At 71.0% G+C, this 16,915-nt stretch carries 16 protein-coding genes; 9 read left to right on the forward strand and 7 right to left on the reverse strand.

What is annotated here, in order from left to right; genetic code table 11:
• The first annotated feature begins 1 nt into the window (after position 1).
• The 7 genes from M1203_RS02590 to M1203_RS02620 all read left to right on the forward strand — a co-directional run bounded on the left by M1203_RS02590 (position 2) and on the right by M1203_RS02620 (position 6,989).
• Positions 2–1,378 carry a sulfate adenylyltransferase subunit 1 gene (locus M1203_RS02590; RefSeq protein WP_249947795.1) on the forward strand — a complete coding sequence of 459 codons (1,377 nt, stop codon included), beginning with the start codon at positions 2–4 and terminating at the stop codon, positions 1,376–1,378.
• A 254-nt stretch (positions 1,379–1,632) separates the two neighbouring features.
• Complete coding sequence (locus M1203_RS02595; protein WP_249947796.1) at positions 1,633–2,742, forward strand: aliphatic sulfonate ABC transporter substrate-binding protein; 1,110 nt, start codon at positions 1,633–1,635, stop codon at positions 2,740–2,742.
• Between the two features lie 45 nt (positions 2,743–2,787).
• On the forward strand, positions 2,788–3,579 hold the full coding sequence (locus M1203_RS02600) for an ABC transporter ATP-binding protein (RefSeq protein WP_249947797.1): 792 nt from the start codon (positions 2,788–2,790) through the stop codon (positions 3,577–3,579).
• A 97-nt stretch (positions 3,580–3,676) separates the two neighbouring features.
• The gene (locus tag M1203_RS02605; protein WP_249947922.1) at positions 3,677–4,525 is read left to right on the forward strand and encodes an ABC transporter permease; all 849 of its coding nucleotides are present in this window, start codon (positions 3,677–3,679) and stop codon (positions 4,523–4,525) included.
• Between the two features lie 4 nt (positions 4,526–4,529).
• A complete protein-coding gene (locus M1203_RS02610; RefSeq protein ID WP_249947798.1) occupies positions 4,530–5,357 on the forward strand; it encodes a sirohydrochlorin chelatase in 828 nt (275 codons plus the stop codon).
• A 148-nt stretch (positions 5,358–5,505) separates the two neighbouring features.
• On the forward strand, positions 5,506–5,772 hold the full coding sequence (locus M1203_RS02615) for a DUF1876 domain-containing protein (RefSeq protein WP_249947799.1): 267 nt from the start codon (positions 5,506–5,508) through the stop codon (positions 5,770–5,772).
• A 302-nt stretch (positions 5,773–6,074) separates the two neighbouring features.
• Complete coding sequence (locus M1203_RS02620) at positions 6,075–6,989, forward strand: ABC transporter ATP-binding protein (protein ID WP_249947800.1); 915 nt, start codon at positions 6,075–6,077, stop codon at positions 6,987–6,989.
• Here the strand turns inward: M1203_RS02620 and M1203_RS02625 are convergent.
• The 4 genes from M1203_RS02625 to mgt form a co-directional block, all read right to left on the reverse strand.
• On the reverse strand, positions 6,924–7,286 hold the full coding sequence (locus M1203_RS02625) for a nuclear transport factor 2 family protein (RefSeq protein ID WP_249947801.1): 363 nt from the start codon (positions 7,284–7,286) through the stop codon (positions 6,924–6,926). The genes M1203_RS02620 and M1203_RS02625 overlap by 66 nt on opposite strands.
• Positions 7,279–7,827 carry a DUF1697 domain-containing protein gene (locus M1203_RS02630; RefSeq protein ID WP_249947802.1) on the reverse strand — a complete coding sequence of 183 codons (549 nt, stop codon included), beginning with the start codon at positions 7,825–7,827 and terminating at the stop codon, positions 7,279–7,281. Before M1203_RS02630 ends, M1203_RS02625 begins: the two co-directional genes overlap by 8 nt.
• 176 nt (positions 7,828–8,003) lie before the next feature.
• Positions 8,004–9,212, reverse strand: a complete 1,209-nt coding sequence (locus M1203_RS02635) for a S8 family peptidase (protein ID WP_249947803.1) — start codon at positions 9,210–9,212, stop codon at positions 8,004–8,006.
• A 214-nt stretch (positions 9,213–9,426) separates the two neighbouring features.
• Positions 9,427–10,638, reverse strand: coding sequence for a macrolide-inactivating glycosyltransferase (gene mgt, locus M1203_RS02640; RefSeq protein WP_249947804.1), 1,212 nt, complete (start codon positions 10,636–10,638; stop codon positions 9,427–9,429).
• Between the two features lie 152 nt (positions 10,639–10,790).
• Here mgt and M1203_RS02645 point away from each other — a divergent pair, with 152 nt between their 5' ends.
• Positions 10,791–11,663: a phosphotransferase enzyme family protein gene (locus tag M1203_RS02645; RefSeq protein WP_249947805.1), complete on the forward strand. Its 873-nt coding sequence runs from the start codon at positions 10,791–10,793 to the stop codon at positions 11,661–11,663.
• 78 nt (positions 11,664–11,741) lie between these two features.
• On the opposite strand, the gene M1203_RS02650 is transcribed toward M1203_RS02645, so the two are convergent.
• Positions 11,742–12,746 carry a polysaccharide deacetylase family protein gene (locus M1203_RS02650; RefSeq protein WP_249947806.1) on the reverse strand — a complete coding sequence of 335 codons (1,005 nt, stop codon included), beginning with the start codon at positions 12,744–12,746 and terminating at the stop codon, positions 11,742–11,744.
• A 288-nt stretch (positions 12,747–13,034) separates the two neighbouring features.
• On the opposite strand from M1203_RS02650, the gene M1203_RS02655 reads away from it, so the two are divergent.
• Entirely contained in the window at positions 13,035–14,579 is a 1,545-nt protein-coding gene (locus M1203_RS02655) for a putative glycoside hydrolase (protein WP_249947807.1), read from the forward strand.
• Positions 14,580–14,680: 101 nt separating this feature from the next.
• Here the strand turns inward: M1203_RS02655 and M1203_RS02660 are convergent, their stop codons facing one another.
• Together M1203_RS02660 and M1203_RS02665 are read right to left on the reverse strand one after the other, a co-directional pair.
• A complete protein-coding gene (locus M1203_RS02660; protein WP_249947808.1) occupies positions 14,681–15,400 on the reverse strand; it encodes a 3'-5' exonuclease in 720 nt (239 codons plus the stop codon).
• 143 nt (positions 15,401–15,543) lie between these two features.
• Positions 15,544–16,776 carry an SAV2148 family HEPN domain-containing protein gene (locus M1203_RS02665; protein ID WP_249947809.1) on the reverse strand — a complete coding sequence of 411 codons (1,233 nt, stop codon included), beginning with the start codon at positions 16,774–16,776 and terminating at the stop codon, positions 15,544–15,546.
• Between the last annotated feature and the right edge of the window lie 139 nt (positions 16,777–16,915).

Here is a 16,915-nt window from a genome sequence, read left to right on the forward strand (position 1 = left end):
CATGACGAGCACGAGTACGAGCGACGGCGCCGCGGAGCGGTTCGCGGAGCGGCTGTCGGCGACCACCCTGCTGCGGTTCGCCACCGCGGGCTCCGTCGACGACGGCAAGTCCACACTCGTCGGCCGGCTGCTGCACGACTCCAAGTCGGTGCTGACCGACCAGTTGGAGGCCGTCGAGCACGCCTCCCGCAGCCGCGGCCAGGAGGCACCCGATCTGGCGCTGCTCACGGACGGGCTGCGGGCCGAGCGCGAGCAGGGCATCACGATCGATGTCGCCTACCGCTACTTCGCCACGCCCCGGCGGCGGTTCATCCTCGCCGACACCCCCGGGCATGTGCAGTACACCCGGAACATGGTGACCGGAGCCTCGACCGCCGAGCTGGCCGTGGTTCTCGTCGACGCCCGCAACGGCGTGGTCGAGCAGACCCGCCGCCATGCCGCGGTGGCCGCGCTGCTGCGCGTCCCGCATGTGGTCCTGGCCGTCAACAAGATGGACCTCGTCGAGTACGCGGAGCCCGTGTTCGCCGCGATCGCCGAGGAGTTCACGGCGTACGCGGCCTCCCTGGGCGTTCCGGAGATCACGGCGATCCCGATCTCGGCGCTGGCCGGTGACAATGTCGTGGAGCCGTCCGCGCACATGGACTGGTACGGCGGTCCGACCGTGCTGGAGTATCTGGAGACCGTCCCGGTCAGCCACGATCTGGCCAACTGCCCGGCGCGCTTCCCTGTGCAGTACGTGATCCGCCCGCAGAGCGCCGAGCACCCCGACTACCGCGGCTACGCGGGCCAGATCGCCTCCGGGGTGCTGCGCGTCGGCGACCCGGTGACCGTCCTGCCCTCGGGCCGTACGAGCACGATCGCGGGCATCGACGCGCTGGGCGTCGGCGTCGGCGCGGCCACCACCGTGGACATCGCGTGGGCGCCGCAGTCCGTGACGGTCCGGCTCGCCGACGACATCGACATCTCACGCGGCGATCTGATCGCGCCCACCGCGCAACTGCCCGCCACGACCCAGGATGTCGAGGCGACGGTCTGCCATGTCGCCGACCAGCCGCTGACCGTGGGCCGGCGCGTGCTGCTGAAGCACACCACCCGTACGGTCAAGGCGATCGTGAAGGACATCCCGTCCCGGCTGACGCTGGACGATCTCTCCCAGCACCCGGCCCCGGGACAGCTCGTGGCCAATGACATCGGGCGGGTGCGGGTCCGTACCGCCGAGCCGCTCGCGCTGGACAGCTACGCCGACTCCCGGCACACCGGCTCCTTCCTGCTGATCGACCCCGCCGACGGTACGACGCTGAGCGCCGGCATGGCGGGCGACGCCTTCGCCGACACGCCTGCCGCGGCCCCGGCCGACGACGAGGGCTGGGACTTCTGATGACCCTGGCGGTTCATGACGTCTTCGCGACGTTCGCGAAGGAGGGCGGCCGGGTCGGCAGCGGCGCCCTCGGCGCGGGAACGGGCGGGGTGGCGCGATGTGCGCGATGACGTACGCGCACCGCACGCGCGCCCGCACCCCCCACCCGCAGTACCCGTACGACCCGTTCCGCCGAAGACCTGCCGACTTCCCGGCCGCGCCCCCGACCTAGAGAAACGGGCGCGAGCACCGGGCCAACGAGAGGAACCCCTCCCGTGCCTGTCTCCCGCACCACCGCCCGCCGCGGACTCACCCTCGTGGCCGCACTGCCGCTGCTCGCCGTCGCGGTCACCTCCTGCGGCTACGGCGCCGAGGCGGACAAGAGCGACAACGCCGCGCCGGCCGCCGAGGGCAAGGCGCTCTCCGCCGACACGGTGAAGATCGGTTACTTCCCGAACCTGACCCATGCCACCGCCCTCGTCGGTATCCAGGAAGGTCTCTTCCAGAAGGAGCTGGGCGGTACGAAGGTGGCGCCCTCGACCTTCAACGCGGGGCCCTCCGAGATCGAGGCCCTCAACGCGGGCAGCATCGACATCGGCTTCATCGGCCCCTCACCGGCCATCAACGGCTACACCCAGACCGGCGGCGAGAGTCTGCGTATCATCGGCGGCTCCGCCTCGGGCGGGGTGAAGCTCGTGGTCAACCCGGCGAAGATCAAGACCCTGGACGACGTCAAGGGCAAGAAGATCGCCACCCCGCAGCTGGGCAACACGCAGGACGTGGCGTTCCTCAACTGGATCTCCGAGAAGGGCTGGAAGGTCGACGCCCAGTCCGGCAAGGGCGATGTCTCCGTCGTCCGTACGGACAACAAGATCACCCCGGACGCCTACGCGTCGGGCTCCATCGACGGCGCGTGGGTGCCGGAGCCGACCGCGTCCAAGCTGGTCGCGGAGGGCGCCAAGGTGCTGCTCGACGAGTCGGACCTGTGGCCGGACAAGAAGTTCGTGATCACGAACATCATCGTGTCGCAGAAGTTCCTCGGTGAGCACCCTGACGTGGTCGAGGCCGTGTTGCGCGGCTCGGTGAAGACCAACGAGTGGATCAACGCCAACCAGGACAAGGCGAAGGCGTCCGCCAACGAGGCGCTGAAGAAGCTCTCCGGCAAGGCGCTGCCGCCCGAGGTCCTCGACCCAGCGTGGCAGTCCATCCAGATCACCAATGACCCGCTGGCCGCGACGCTCCAGGCGGAGGCCGATCACGCGGTCAAGGCCGGACTGCTCAAGAAGCCGGACCTGAAGGGCATCTACGACCTGGGGCCCCTCAACAAGGTGCTCAAGGCCGCCGGTCAGCCCGAGGTGGCCGACGCCGGTCTCGGCGCCGAATAAGCCGGCACCCCGACCGTATCCAGCCGTTCCCAGGAGGTGACGACCATGGCCACAACCTTCGTCAAGGCCGCCGAGAGCACCCCGGCGGTGGACCACGCCGCCCGTATCGCGCATGTCTCGAAGTCCTTCGTGACACCGGCCGGGCAGCAGCTCGTCCTGGACGACATCACGCTCGATGTCGCACCGGGCGAGTTCGTCACCCTCCTGGGAGCCTCGGGATGCGGTAAGTCGACCCTGCTCAATCTGGTCGCCGGGCTCGACCGGCCGTCCGCCGGGTCCATCGAGACGCCCGGCGGCCGGCCCGCCCTGATGTTCCAGGAGCACGCGCTGTTCCCGTGGCTGACCGCGGGCAAGAACATCGAACTGGCCCTGCGGCTGCGCGGTGTGCCCAAGCAGGAGCGGCGCGGCGAGGCGGAGCGGCTGCTCGGTCTCGTACGGCTGGAGGGCTCGTACGGCAAGCGTGTGCACGAGCTGTCCGGCGGGATGCGGCAGCGGGTCGCGCTGGCCCGCGCGCTCGCCCAGGACAGCCAACTGCTGCTGATGGACGAGCCGTTCGCGGCGCTGGACGCGATCACCCGGGACGTTCTGCACGACGAGCTGACCCGGATCTGGCGGGAGACGAGTCTGTCGGTCCTCTTCGTCACGCACAACGTGCGCGAGGCGGTACGGCTCGCGCAGCGCGTCGTGCTGCTGTCGTCGCGCCCCGGCCGGGTGGCCCGCGAGTGGCGGGTGGACATCCCGCAGCCGCGCCGTATCGAGGACAGCGCCGTCGCGGAGCTGTCCGTCGAGATCACCGAAGAACTGCGTGGGGAGATCCGCCGCCATGGCCAGCACTGAGACGACGCGGAAGGGCACGTCGCCGAAGGGCCCCTCGGCGGAGGAGGAGTCCTCGACGGAAGGCGCCTCGCCGCACGGTGGCTCGCCGCACGGCGACATGGCCGGTCTGGAGGCCGGACTCGACGCGCTGGACACCGTACAGACCGGGCGCCCACCGCTGCGCCACACGCTCGTCCAGAAGGTGCTGCCGCCCGTCATCGCCATCGCGCTGGTGCTGGTGGTGTGGCAGATCCTCGTCTGGGCCAAGGTCACCGACGACTACAAGCTGCCCTCGCCCGGGGCGGTGTGGGGCGAGGTGTCCGACGCCTGGGCGCAGGGCACGCTGCTCGGCTATATCTGGACCAGTGTGTCGCGCGGTCTGCTGGGCTTCCTGCTGGCGCTGGTGATCGGCACGCCGCTCGGACTGCTGGTCGCCCGGGTGAAGTTCGTCCGCGCGGCCATCGGCCCGATCCTCTCCGGTCTCCAGTCGCTGCCGTCGGTGGCCTGGGTGCCGCCCGCCGTGATCTGGCTGGGGCTCAACGACTCGATGATGTACGCGGTCATCCTGCTGGGCGCGGTCCCCTCGATCGCCAACGGTCTGGTCTCCGGGGTCGATCAGGTGCCGCCGCTCTTCCTGCGGGCCGGGCGTACGCTCGGCGCCACCGGGCTGCGCGGTACCTGGCACATCGTCATGCCGGCCGCGCTGCCCGGTTATCTGGCCGGACTGAAGCAGGGCTGGGCGTTCTCCTGGCGCTCGCTGATGGCCGCGGAGATCATCGCGTCCTCGCCCGATCTCGGCGTGGGTCTCGGGCAGTTGCTGGAGAACGGCCGTACGGTCGGCAGTATGCCGATGGTGTTCCTCGCCATCTTCCTGATCCTGATCGTCGGTATCGCCATCGACCTGCTGATCTTCAGTCCGCTGGAGCGGCGGGTGCTGCGCGGCCGCGGTCTGCTGGTGAAGAGCTGATTCCATGCACCACACGCATCCCACGCACCACACCCGTCCCGCGCACGGCGGGCGGCCCACGCGCCACGCGGGCCCTCCTGTCCTGCTGGTCATCGCCCACGGCAGCCGCGACCCCCGGCATGCCGCGACCGTGGGCGCCCTCGCCGGGCGGCTGCGGTCGCTGCGGCCGGGGCTGCGCGTGGAGACCGGATTCCTGGACTTCAACGCCCCGTCCGTGCCCCAGCTGCTCGACCGGCTGGCGCTGGAGGACGTACGGGACGTGATCGCCCTGCCGCTGCTGCTGACGCGCGCCTTCCACGCCAAGTCCGACATCCCGGCGGTGCTGCGCGAGGCGTCGGGGCGCCACCCGCGGCTGCGGATCCGGCAGGCCGACGTGCTCGGTCCCTCGCCGCTGCTGACGGACGCGCTGGAGCGGCGGCTGTACGAGGCGGGGCTCACCCCCGCCGACAAGGGCTCGACCGGGGTCGTCCTGGCCTCGGCGGGCTCCTCGGACCCGGAGGCGATCGCGGTGATCGCTGAAATCGCGCGGGAGTGGCGGCACACCGGTTGGTGCGCCGTGCGGCCCGCGTTCGCCTCCGCATCACTGCCCCGCACCGAGGACGCGGTGCGCGCGCTGCGCGCGGAGGGTGTCCGACGGGTCGCCGTGGCCCCGTACGTCATCGCCCCCGGCTTTCTGCCCGACCGCATCGCGGCCGGTGCCCGGGAGGGCGGCGCGCGGATACTGGCCGGGGTGCTGGGCGCGGCCCCCGAGCTGGCGCGGCTGCTGCTGCGCCGCTACGACGAGAGGGCATCGGCCCCCGAACGCCGCACGCCGCTGGCCCGCCCCGCGTAGGTCCTGTCCGGTCGGAAGGGACCTGGCCACGTCACGGAGTCGCGCCGTCCCTGTCCGTCACGGGCCGGCCCGTACCCCGCGGTACCGTTCGGCCCTATGCAGGGCGCTCATCCGTGCGGAGACTCGGAAGAGCGGAAGGGTGATAGCCATGGAATCCAAGGAATGGACCGTCCGAATCCACATCACGGAAGAGGGCAACGAAACCAAGGCCGATGCCGTCCTGACCACCCGGGACACCTCACGCATCGCGGGCAGAGGCATGGCCCGGCGCAATCCGATCGACCGGACCGTACCCGAGATAGGCGACGAACTCGCCGCCAGCCGCGCGCTGGAGGATCTGGCCATCCGGCTGCATGACGTGGCCTCCGACGACATCGTCGACCTCGCCGGACCCGCGGAGTCCTCCCGGCGGTGACGGCGCCCCGCCGCCCTGTCCGGGCCACGCGGTGAGCGGGCGCCGGCGGAGCGGCCGGGGGCTCCGGAGGAGCCGCGGCCCGGGAGTAGAATCCGGTACATCGGTCTGAACACCATCACCGCCGACCAGCTGGAGCGGGCGCTCTCCCCGACCGGGATCGCCTTGGTGCAGAACCGCTTCCCCCTCCTCGACCGGACCTCGGCGGCGGTGTCGAGTTTCGCGCGAGCCCCATGGTCCCGCGCTCTGCGCCTGCTTCCAGTCGGCCATGGCCACCGACTGCCGGAAACAGGGAGCACAGACGTATGACCACCGCGGCCATCGTGGTACGCGCGAAAGATGTCGATGTCGTCCGGGACGGAAAACTGCTGCTGGACTCGGTCTCACTGACCGTACGCGGCGGGGAGCACTGGGCCCTGCTCGGCGCCAATGGCGCGGGGAAGAGCACCCTGCTGGGGATGGTGGGCGCGGTCACGCACCCCACGCGCGGAACGGTCGAGATCCTGGGAGAGTCCCTCGGCCGGGTCGATCTGCGGCAGCTGCGCGCCCGGCTCGGTCATGTCAATCCCCGCCATCCGCTGCGCTCACCGCTGCGGGTGCGTGAGGTCGTACTGACCGGGCTGACGAACTCCGTCGAGCCGGTGCCCCGTTGGTCCCCCACCCCGCGCGAACGCGAGCGCGCCGGGGAGCTGCTGGCCATGCTGGGCATGGCCGGCAAGGGCGAGGCGCGCTGGCCGACGCTCTCGCAGGGTGAGCGGGGCCGGGCCCTGATCGCCCGCGCGCTGATGCCCCGGCCGAGGCTGCTGCTGCTCGACGAGCCGGCCACCGGTCTCGATCTCGCCGCGCGCGAGCAGCTGCTCAGCAGTCTGGACGCGCTGCGGCTGGAACACCCCGAGCTGGCGACGATGCTGGTCACCCACCATCTGGAGGAGCTGCCCGCCTCCACCACCCATGCGATGCTGCTGCGCGCGGGGCGGTGCCTGGGGGCGGGGCTCGCGGACGAGGTGCTGACGACGGACCGGATCAGCACCTGCTTCGACCATCCGGTGCGGATCTCCCGTACGGACGGCCGGTGGACGGCGCGCGCCGAACGGGTCGGCCGTACCGCGCCGGGCCCCGCCACGCCTGAACAGGAAGAGGGCCCGGGGCATGACCTAGTCGAACAGCGTGCCCTGGTGGAAGAAGAGCAGCCAGCCGTCATCGGTCAGCCGCCACAGTGAACTGCGGTGCGCCCGGCGGCCGTTAAAGTCGCTGTCGTAGGTCAGCTGCACCACGTCGGGCGCGAGCCGCACGCCCCGCATCTTGGAGGTGGTGATCGGCGGCGGCGCCGGGGCGCCGCCCTGGGTGAGCAGGGCGATGACCGAGGCCCGGTCCCACTCCCGGCCGGAGGCGCCGAACTCCCTGAAGTCCGGGTGAAGAAGCTCCGCGAGAAGGGCGGGCGAGGACCGTACCTTCCGGTCGAGCAGCCGCAGTTCGGCCCGGATGGCAGCGGAGATCGCGGACGTTCGGTCAGTCACGGGTGAGCTCCACCAGTTTGAGGACGGTGTTCCAGTTCCGGCTGGTGGCGACGACGCCCTTGAACAGGGCGGGCCTGGCCAGCGCCGCGGCGAGCTTCGAGCGGCCGACGCCGTCCGGCGCGTACAGATACAGCGCGCGGTCGCCCAGCCGGAATTCCTCGGGGAGGAACGCGGCCGGATCGAGCGACGCGAGCCGTTCGGGGCCCACCGGTTCCGAGAAGCAGGTGAGATGGAGCTGCTTGCCCTCCAGCGCCTGCGCCGGGAAGGGGCAGGCCTCGGTGACGGCCCGCAGATACGGGGCGCCGCGCACCAGACAGTCGACGGTGAACCCGAAGCGCCGCTCGATGGCGCGCTCCAGAGCGGCGCCGAGGGCGCTCTCGTCGTCCGATTCGCTGGTGAAGACGGCGTTGCCGCTCTGGAGGTAGGTACGGACATCACCGTGGCCCAGATCGGACAGCAGCTCGCGGAGGTCGGCCATCGGGACCCGTCTGTGGCCGCTCACATTGATCCCGCGCAGGAGTGCGGCGTACGTCGTGGTCATGAACACACGATAGGACGGGAGGCCGCGCCTGGGGGTCCCGGCGCGAGCGGGTCGGGGCCGGGCCGGGCCCGACAGGCGCGCCGGCCGCCGCACTCCGTGGGGGGAGAGCGCGACGGCCGCCGGACGTACTGGGTGTGCCGGACGTACCGAGTGTGGGTGACGTACGGGCGGGCCGGCTACTCGACGATCTTGAGCAGCCTGTTCGGGGTACCCGGGGACGGGTTGGTGATGGCGTCCGGGATGGCCCCGTCGGTCAGGGCCGTGGCGACCTGGTCCGGGGTGGCGTCCGGGTGATCCGCGAGATGGAGCGCGGCGGCGCCGACGACATGGGGCGTCGCCATCGAGGTGCCGGAGATCGTGTTGACGCCGGTGTCGCTGTCGTTCCAGTCCGAGGTGATGGCGGAGCCCGGCGCGTAGAGGTCCACCAGCGAGCCGAAGTTGGAGAAGCCCGACTGGCCGTCGGCCTCGGTGGACGAGGCGACCGTGATGGCCTCCTCGACCCGCGCCGGTGAGGTCAGGCTCGCGTCGCCGGCGTTGTTCCCGGCCGCGACGCCGAAGGTGACGCCGGAGGCGATGGCGTTACGGACGGCCTCGTCGAGGGCGGGGTCGGCGCCGCCACCGAGGCTCATATTGGCGACGGAGGGACCCTGGTGGTTGGCGGCGACCCAGTCGATTCCGGCCACTACCTGCTCGGTGGTGCCGAAGCCGTTGTCGTCGAGCACCCGGACGGAGACGATCTTCGCCTTCTTGGCGACACCGTGCGCGGCGCCCGCGATGGTGCCGGCCACATGCGTGCCATGGCCGTAGCCGTCGTCGGCGGAGTCGTCACCGTCGATGGCGTCGTAGCCGTAGCTCGCGCGGCCCTCGAAGTCCTGGTGGCTGATCCGGACTCCGGTGTCGAGGACATACGCCGTCACGCCCGCGCCCGCGCTGTCCGGATAGGTGTAGGCGCTGTCCCCCGCGGTCGCGGTCTGGTCGATCCGGTCGAGACCCCAGGACGGCGGGTTGTCCTGGGTGGCGCTGACGGTGAACGTCCTGCTCTGGACGACCTTGTCGACAGCGGGGTCGGCCGCGAGGCGCCTGGCCTCCTTCGCGGTGAGTCCGCTGGCGGCGAAGCCGTTGACGGCCGTGTTGTACTCGCGCTTCAGCAGACCTCCGTACTCCTTCGCGAGGTCCTTCTTGTCGGTCGTCGTGGCGGTCTGCCGGTCCAGCAGCACGATATAGCTGCCGGCGACCGCGTCCTTGGCGTCGGCGCCGTACACCACTCCCTGTGCCGGAGCCGCGCCCGCTGTGGGGGAGGTGAACGCGGTGATTCCGGCCGCGGCGGCCACGGCGGTGAGGGCGGCGGTGAGCTTGATCCTGCTCGCGCGCTTCTGTATAGCCATGAAGAGGGGACTCCTCGTCACTGTCTGTGGGGGGATCGCCCGCAGGACGGAAGATCTCCGGCGGGCTGATGCGAAACCCTGGCCGATTGACGCGCTCATATCAAGACCTTCAAGCCGTCGTGACCGATACGGCTTGAACCCGCCCGTGCCTCAACCCGGATGACCGGCGCGGCCGTTCGGTGAGCACGCGCCGTTCACCCCGCGGACGCGCCGCTCAGGCCGCGCCCTTCGGCAGGGCCTCCTCGATCAGATCCGCCGCCCGTCGCGTACCGCCCTCCGCGGCCATCTCGCGCCTGATCTCCCCGAGCCGCCTGGCCACTTCGGCGTCCGAGGCCACGGCGAGGACCGCCGCGCGCAGCGCCTCGGGGGTGGCCGTCTCCGTGTCGAGACGACGCGCCACGCCCAGCGCGACCAGCGCGTCGGCGTTGCCGAACTGGTCGACGGCCTGCGGCACCGCGACCATCGGCGTGCCCGTCGCCAGACCCTCCTGGCTGCCGCCGGCGCCCGCGTGGGTGATGAACGCGTCGGCCTGCTTGAGTACGGCGAGCTGCGGCACCCAGTGGCGCACCTCCACATTGGCCGGTACGTCACCCAACTCGGCCTCGTCGACATACGCGCCGATCTGCAGGACGACATGCCAGCCCGGCAGATCGCCGAACGCCTCGACACACGCCCGGTAGAAAGCGGGCTGCTTGGTGAAGGCGGAACCGAGCGAGACCAGCAGCACCCGCTCCGCCCCGGCGGGCCGCGGCCACTCCCCCTGCTCGGCGCGGTCCCCCTGGCAGGCCCCGACGAAGGTGAACACGGACTCGTCCACCGCCTCGGCCTTGTACTGGAGCACCTTGGGGATCAGTACGAGGGACCGGGCGGGCCTGGCGATCAGCCGGTCCGGGTCGGTGTGGTCCATGTGGTGCTCGTCCAGCCACTCCTGGAACCTCGCGCGATACGCCCTGCCGCGTTCGGAGGAGTCGAGCTCCGCGAGCATCGGTTCGCCGACCTCCTTCTCGTACCCCTCCCAGGCGACCATGTGCGTCGAGAACTGGAGGTAGGGAACACCCCAGCGGTGCGCGAGCAGGGGCGCCTCATAGGCCGTGGTGTCGCCGAGGACCAGATCGGGCCGGTCGCCCTCGAACGCCTCGACCAGTTGGGGCAGCGCCTGGACGGCGTCGTCGAGGAACGGCTCCAGATTGTCGATCAGCTCCGTGCCCCAGGCTTCGGGATCGTCGTCGGGGCCGGGCAGCAGGGAGGTGTAGATCACCGGCTCGGCGCCGGTGGCCGCGACCTTCTCGGCGAAGGAGGCGGGGATCGCGTAACTGACGCGGTGGCCCCGGGCCACCAGTTCCCGGATGACCTCCAGGCTCGGGTTCACATGCCCGTGGGCGGCGATGGAGAACATGGCGATATGGGCACGCTTCGATGCGGTCATGACCCGACGCTAAACGAGACGATACGTCTCGTGCAACTCAATTCATGGCCCGGGGCCGCCTCTCCTCCTTCTCGGACGAACCGGCACGGATGCGAGACTTCACCGGACAGGAACAACCACAGGCGTGACCACCAGAGGTAAGTGAGCCATCGATGGACGAGGCGCGGGCGCGGGAGATCCTGGCCGCGACGGGGCTGCCGCGGGACGCGGAACTGCTGGCCCTGGGGGAGAACGCGGTATTCGGAACGGCCGAGCTGGTCGTCAAGGTCGGCCGGGACGCGACGGACCACACCGAACTGCTGGAGCGGGCGCGCCGCGAGGTCGCCCTCGCGTCCTGGCTCGCGGAGTCCGGCATTCCGGCCGTACGGGCGGCCGAGCCTGAGGCACGGTCGGTGGAGGGTCACCCGGTGACGCTCTGGCACCGGCTGCCCGCCGCCGTACGGCCCGCCGGGCCCGGCGATCTGGCGTTCCTCCTGCGGCTGGTGCACGCCCTGCCCGCCCCGGACCCGTCGCTGCTCACACTCCCCCGCCGGGAACTGCTCGGCGGCGTCGAGCGCTGGCTGCGGACAGCCGGGGACGCGATCGACCCGGCCGACGCCGATTATCTGCGCGGCCGGCGCGACGGCTTCGCCGAGGCCGCGGCCACACTCGTCCCCCGGCTCCCGATGGGCCCGATCCACGGCGACGCGCTGCCGCGCAATGTCCATGTCGGCCCGGACGGACCCGTGCTGGTCGATCTGGAGACCTTCTCGTCGGACCTCAGGGAACACGATCTGGTGGTCATGGCGCTCTCCCGCGACCGGTACGGGCTGCCCGCCGAGGCGTACGACACCTTCACGGCGGGCTACGGCTGGGACGTACGCGAATGGCCGGGCTGCCCGGTCCTGCGCGGCGCCCGCGAGACGGCCAGCTGCGCCTGGGTGGCCCAGCACGCGCCGGCCAACCCCAAGGCTCTGGACGAGTTCCGCCGCCGGGTCGCCTCGCTGCGCGACGACGATCCCGAGGTCCGCTGGTACCCGTTCTAGACGGGCAGGTCGTCCAGTGCGCGCGACGCTCCGGGCGCACGCACACTGGACGACGCGCCGCTGCTTCGAAGACGCGTCCTAGTAAGGGCGGGCCTGCTTGGCGAAGGCCGGGGCCACCTTGTCCTGCGAGGCGCTGGGGAAGGAGATCGTGTTCGGGTCCCCGTCCGAGACGTACCAGTTCTTCCCCTCGGCGAGCTTGTCCAGCCATCGCGACGAACCGAACTCGGCGTCCGCGTCCTTGGGGCCCGCCGAGCGGATCCGCGGGATCGCGCCGGGCTTGAAGTCCTTGGCGAACGGCGAGACCGAGGGGTTGGCGCCCACGAGGTACACGCCTTCGTTGCGGTAGCCCGTGCCCTTCGCGGCGACCTCGGGCGGCTTGGGCATGGCCCCGAAGGGCAGGGCGAGGGACGTGACCTTGGTCCCGGGCGCGGCCTTCACAATCGCCTGCTGTCCGCCGACGATGGCCCGCGCGGCGCCCGCCTGGTCCAGGGAGGCCAGGTTCGGGTGGCGGTCGGTGTGGTTGCCGATCTCGTGCCCGTGGTCCTTCAGCCATTTGAGCGCCTTGGCGGGACCGGTGGCCGAGAAGGCGTCCGCGTTGACGAAGAAGGTCCCCACCGGCTTGAACTCGGGGTGCTTCTTCGCCGTCTCCGCCAGGATGGCGATGGCCGAGTCCCGCGTCGGGTTGCCGTTCGCGTCAAGGCTCACCTGGCTGTTGGTGGAGTCGTCGAACGTGAGGACCACCGGGTGCATGCCGGCCGGGATGTCGATATGGCCCGTCTGGAAGTCCCGGGCGGTGACCGGCACGTACTTCTCCCGGGCGAGACGCTCCAGCTCCGCCCGGAAATCGGCCGGGGTCCGGTCATAGACGCTGGCCGGTTTCGCGGTGAGCTGGTGGTACATCAGGACCGGCACCTGGCCGAGTTCGTCGGCGCCCACCTCTGCCGGGGCTTTCGCGGCGACGGGGCTGGCCATCGCCGCCGAGGCGGCCGACTGACCACCGGCTGACGACGACCCCGGGGAACAGCCCGAGGCGAGCAGGGCGGCGCCTGCCAGGGCGCAGAGCGGGACGAGCGGGTGGCGCATGAGGGACCTCCAAGGCGAATGTGTCGCGCCATCCCTACCGGCGGCGGGAGCCCCCGTACCGCACCGTCCCCTGGATGGCGCAGTCACCACGCCGGGGCCGAGCGCGGCCGTTCGTGTGAAATCCAGTCGGAACAGGAGCGCCGACACGCCGGTGCGGCAAGCAATGGAGGAACCACCCCCGGCCACAGCACGAAGGGCGTCATGATGGCCACGACACACATATCCCGCTCTCCTTCCTCCTACCGTCCCCACCGTCCGGCCCGCCGACGCGCCCTGATAGCGACGGCCGTGGCGCTCGCACTGGCCGGAGCCGGCGTCGGGGCCTGGACCTTCCTCGCGCCGGGACCGGGCGTGCAGGGTCTCAGCGATGGCGCCGTCCTCGACGGACGCAAGGCCGCACAGATCAGCGCCTACCTCGACGCCGGGGAAGCCGGCAGCAAGGACAAGGTGCGCGTCACCCTCGATGGCACCGCGGTCCCCATCACCCCTGAGGGCACCCGGCTGAAACTGGGCCTGCCGCGGCTGACCGAGGGCAAGCACACCTTGGTGGTGGAGGGCGAGAGCAGTCTCCCCTTCGCCTCGTACCGCGAGGTGGTGGGCTTCACCGTGGACACCACCGCTCCCGATCTGAAGGTGGCCGACCCCGAGATCAAGAACGCCAACGACCCCGTTGTTGTCACCGGCACGGCCTCCACCGACGCCAAGGTGAGCGTCGACGGCAAGGAGGTTCCCCTCGACAAGAGCGGTGCCTTCAAGATCACGGTTCCCAAGGGCACTCCCTCTGTGAACATCACCGCTGTGGACCGCGCCGGAAACCTCACCGCCAAGGCCGTGTCGACCCGGGGCCGTCGCCCCATGATCCGTGCCGCGCACATCACCGCCATCGGCTGGGGCGACAAGACCCTGCGCACCAACGTCATGGCCCTGGTCCGCAGCGGCAAGCTCAACGCCGTGGAACTGGACATCAAGGACGAGGACGGCGAGGTCGGGTACGCCTCGCAGGTGGCGCTGGCCCGTCAGATCGGCGCCGCCAAGGGCTACTACGACGCCCGTAAGGCCATTGCCGAGATCCACGCCGCCGGCGCCCAGGTCATCGGCCGCATCGTCGCCTTCCGCGACCCCAAGCTCGCCACGGCGGCCTGGAAGGCCGGCAAGCGCGACCAGGTCGTGCAGACCCCGGACGGCGGGGCGTACGCGGGCGGCGGCCACTACGGGAACCTGGCCTTCACCAACTTCGCCGACCCCACGGTCCGCAAGTACAACCAGGACCTCGCCGTCGAAGCGGCTCAGCTCGGCTTCGACGATGTCCTCTACGACTATGTGCGCCGTCCCGACGGCCCGCTGTCGAAGATGCGCTTCCCGGGCATCGGGTCCGCGACGCCCGAGCAGTCCATCACCTCGTTCGTCGGCGACACCCGGATCGCGATGCGCCCGCACGGCAAGTACCTCGGTGTCTCGGTCTTCGGCATAGCCGCGACCCGGCCCAAGGAGATCGCCCAGGACATCCCGGCCCTGGTGAAGGTCACCGACTACATCGCGCCGATGGTCTACCCGTCCCACTGGGGGCCGGGAGAGTACGGCGTCGCCAACCCCGACACCGCCCCGTACGCGATCGTGCAGCGCTCGCTCGCCGACTTCCGCCGCCTGGCGAAGGGCACCCAGACCGAGATCGTCCCGTGGCTCCAGGACTTCTCGATGGGCAGCAAGTACGGGCCGACCCAGGTGGCCGAACAGATCAAGGCCGCGGCGGCCAACAAGATGAACTCCTTCATCCTCTGGAACGCCGGTGCCCGCTACCAGGGAGCGGCCCTCCAGCAGATCGCCGCGCACTGACGGAGCAGGTGAGACCTGTGTCGAGGAGCGGCGTCCCGTGTGTGTGATCGTAGGGCGAAGGGGCTCCCCCGTACGGAGACGTACGGGGGAGCCCCTTCGCGTCAGGGCGTCGCCCTGGCCGAGGGCTCGGTCGCCGGCTCGCGCAGCGGCCAGACCCCGTCGATCACCGCGTCCGCGTCGCCCTTCTTCCGCAGGAACTTCTGGAAGCCGGCCGCCCACTCGGCGTACCAGCCGATCTGACGCTCATGCAGCAGGGCCGGGGTCAGCCCGGCCACCGAGGTATGCCGCTCCGCTATCGCCGTGGCCACCCGGACCGCCGCCAGCGCGTCCGCGCCCGCTTCGTGCGCGGTGTCGAGCACCACGCCGTACTCCGCGCAGACCGCCTCCAGCGTGCGCTTGCCGCGGCGGTAGCGGTCGACGGCGCGGTCGATCGTATACGGGTCGATCACCGGCCCGACCGGTCCCAGCGGCGGCAGTCCGTACCGGCGCAACTCGGCGGAGAGCAGGGTCAGATCGAACGGCGCGTTGTACGCCACGACAGGCACCCCGCGCGTCCAGTACGCACCGAGGATCCCGGCGATCTCCCCGGCCACCTCGGGCGCGGGACGCCCCTCCGCCGCGGCCCGTTCACTGCTGATGCCGTGCACCGCGGACGCCTGGGCGGGGATCCGGATGCCCGGGTCGGCCAGCCACGTCCGCTGCCGTACCACCTCACCGCCCCGCACCTCGACCACCGCGGCCGTCACGATCCGTGCTTCCAGCGGCTCGGTGCCCGTGGTCTCCAGGTCGAAACCGACCAGTGATTCCCCATGCCAAGTCATCGTGGCCCTCCCTCATGGTGCGGTGGTGCTTCCCCCGTTGGACATTCACCCTGCCACGCACCACTGACAGTGCCCCGGCACGCGCTCCGTCTCCCGGCTCTCGCTCCCGGCCGCCGGCCGCGGCTCCCGGCTCCGACGCCGGCTCAGGAGACCGGCCTGGAATCGGCCCAGACCGCCTCGAACTCCTCGCGGTAGGTCTGGAAGAGACCGTGCTCCGAGTCCTGCCCCGTGCGCACCACCTCACGCCCGCCGCCCCTCAGCACCAGTACCGGCGCCTCCATGCCCCGGGCCCGGCGCAGATAGGACTGGACGACGGCCAGTCCGTCGGAGCCGTCCCCGTCGACGAGATACGCGGTGAAGCGCGGGGTCTCGTCGAAGACATGGATCTCGAAGGCGCCCGGATCGCGCAGTTTGGAGCGCACCCGGCGCATATGAAGGATGTTCATCTCCACCGACCGGCTCAGCTCGCCCTTCTTGAGCCCCAGCTCGCGCTCCCTGCGCTTGACGGCGCTGCTCGCCGGGTTGAGGAAGACCAGCCGTATCCGGCAGCCCGATTCGGCGAGCCGGATCAGCCGCCGTCCGGAGAAGTTCTGTACGAGCAGATTCAGACCGATCCCGATGGCGTCGACACGCCGGGCGCCGCCGAACAGATCCTCGGCGGGGATCTGCCGTTGCAGCCTCACCCGGTCGGGGTGTACGGAGACCACGTCCGCGTACCGGTCGCCGACCAGGTCCTCCACCGCGTCGACCCGCAGCCGCGCCGCGGAGGGCACCCCGCTGCCGCCGCCCAGGATCTCCAGGAGCTTGGCCGAGGCCCGCTCCGCCTGGGCGAGGACCGTCTCGGAGAGCGCGCGGTTGCGGGAGACGACATTGCGCGCGACCTCCAGCTCGTCCAGCGCCAGTTCCACGTCCCGGCGGTCGTCGAAGTAGGGCTCGAAGCAGGGCCAGTGCTGAACCATCAGCTCACGCAGCTGAGGGAGGGTGAGAAAGCTCAGGACGTTGTCGTCGGCCGGGTCCAGGAGATACCCCTTGCGCCGCGACACCTCCCGTACGGCGACGGCCCGCTGCACCCACTCCTGTCCGGCGGGTCCGGCGGCGGCGACCACCCACTCCTCGCCGTGCACGGGCTCATAGATGGGCCGCAGGACCGCGGCGACCACCGCGCGCAGCCGCTGTTCCACGAGATTCAGCCAGATATAGGCGCGTCCGGCCCGCTGTGCGCGCGTACGCACTTCGCTCCAGGCGTCCGCGCCCCACTCCAGTTCCGCCCCGATCTCCATCGGTCGCGCGAGGGAAACCGCTCCGGGCGGGATGTCACCGGATTCCCCCGTATGACCTGCGTCACCAGGGGGCAACTCCAGCCCTCCCGAGCTCACCCGCGCACCGCCTTCTCTCCCCTTCAACGATCAAGGAAGGGTACTCCGCATCCCGGAGGCGGTGCAGCAGGATGCACAGGCTCCTTTCCCAACTCCCTTAATCGTGAGGCTTGTTCCTGGCGCCGAGATCAGCCGGAGT

This window comes from Streptomyces sp. 35G-GA-8, from assembly GCF_023534745.1.
Classification (GTDB): domain Bacteria; phylum Actinomycetota; class Actinomycetes; order Streptomycetales; family Streptomycetaceae; genus Streptomyces.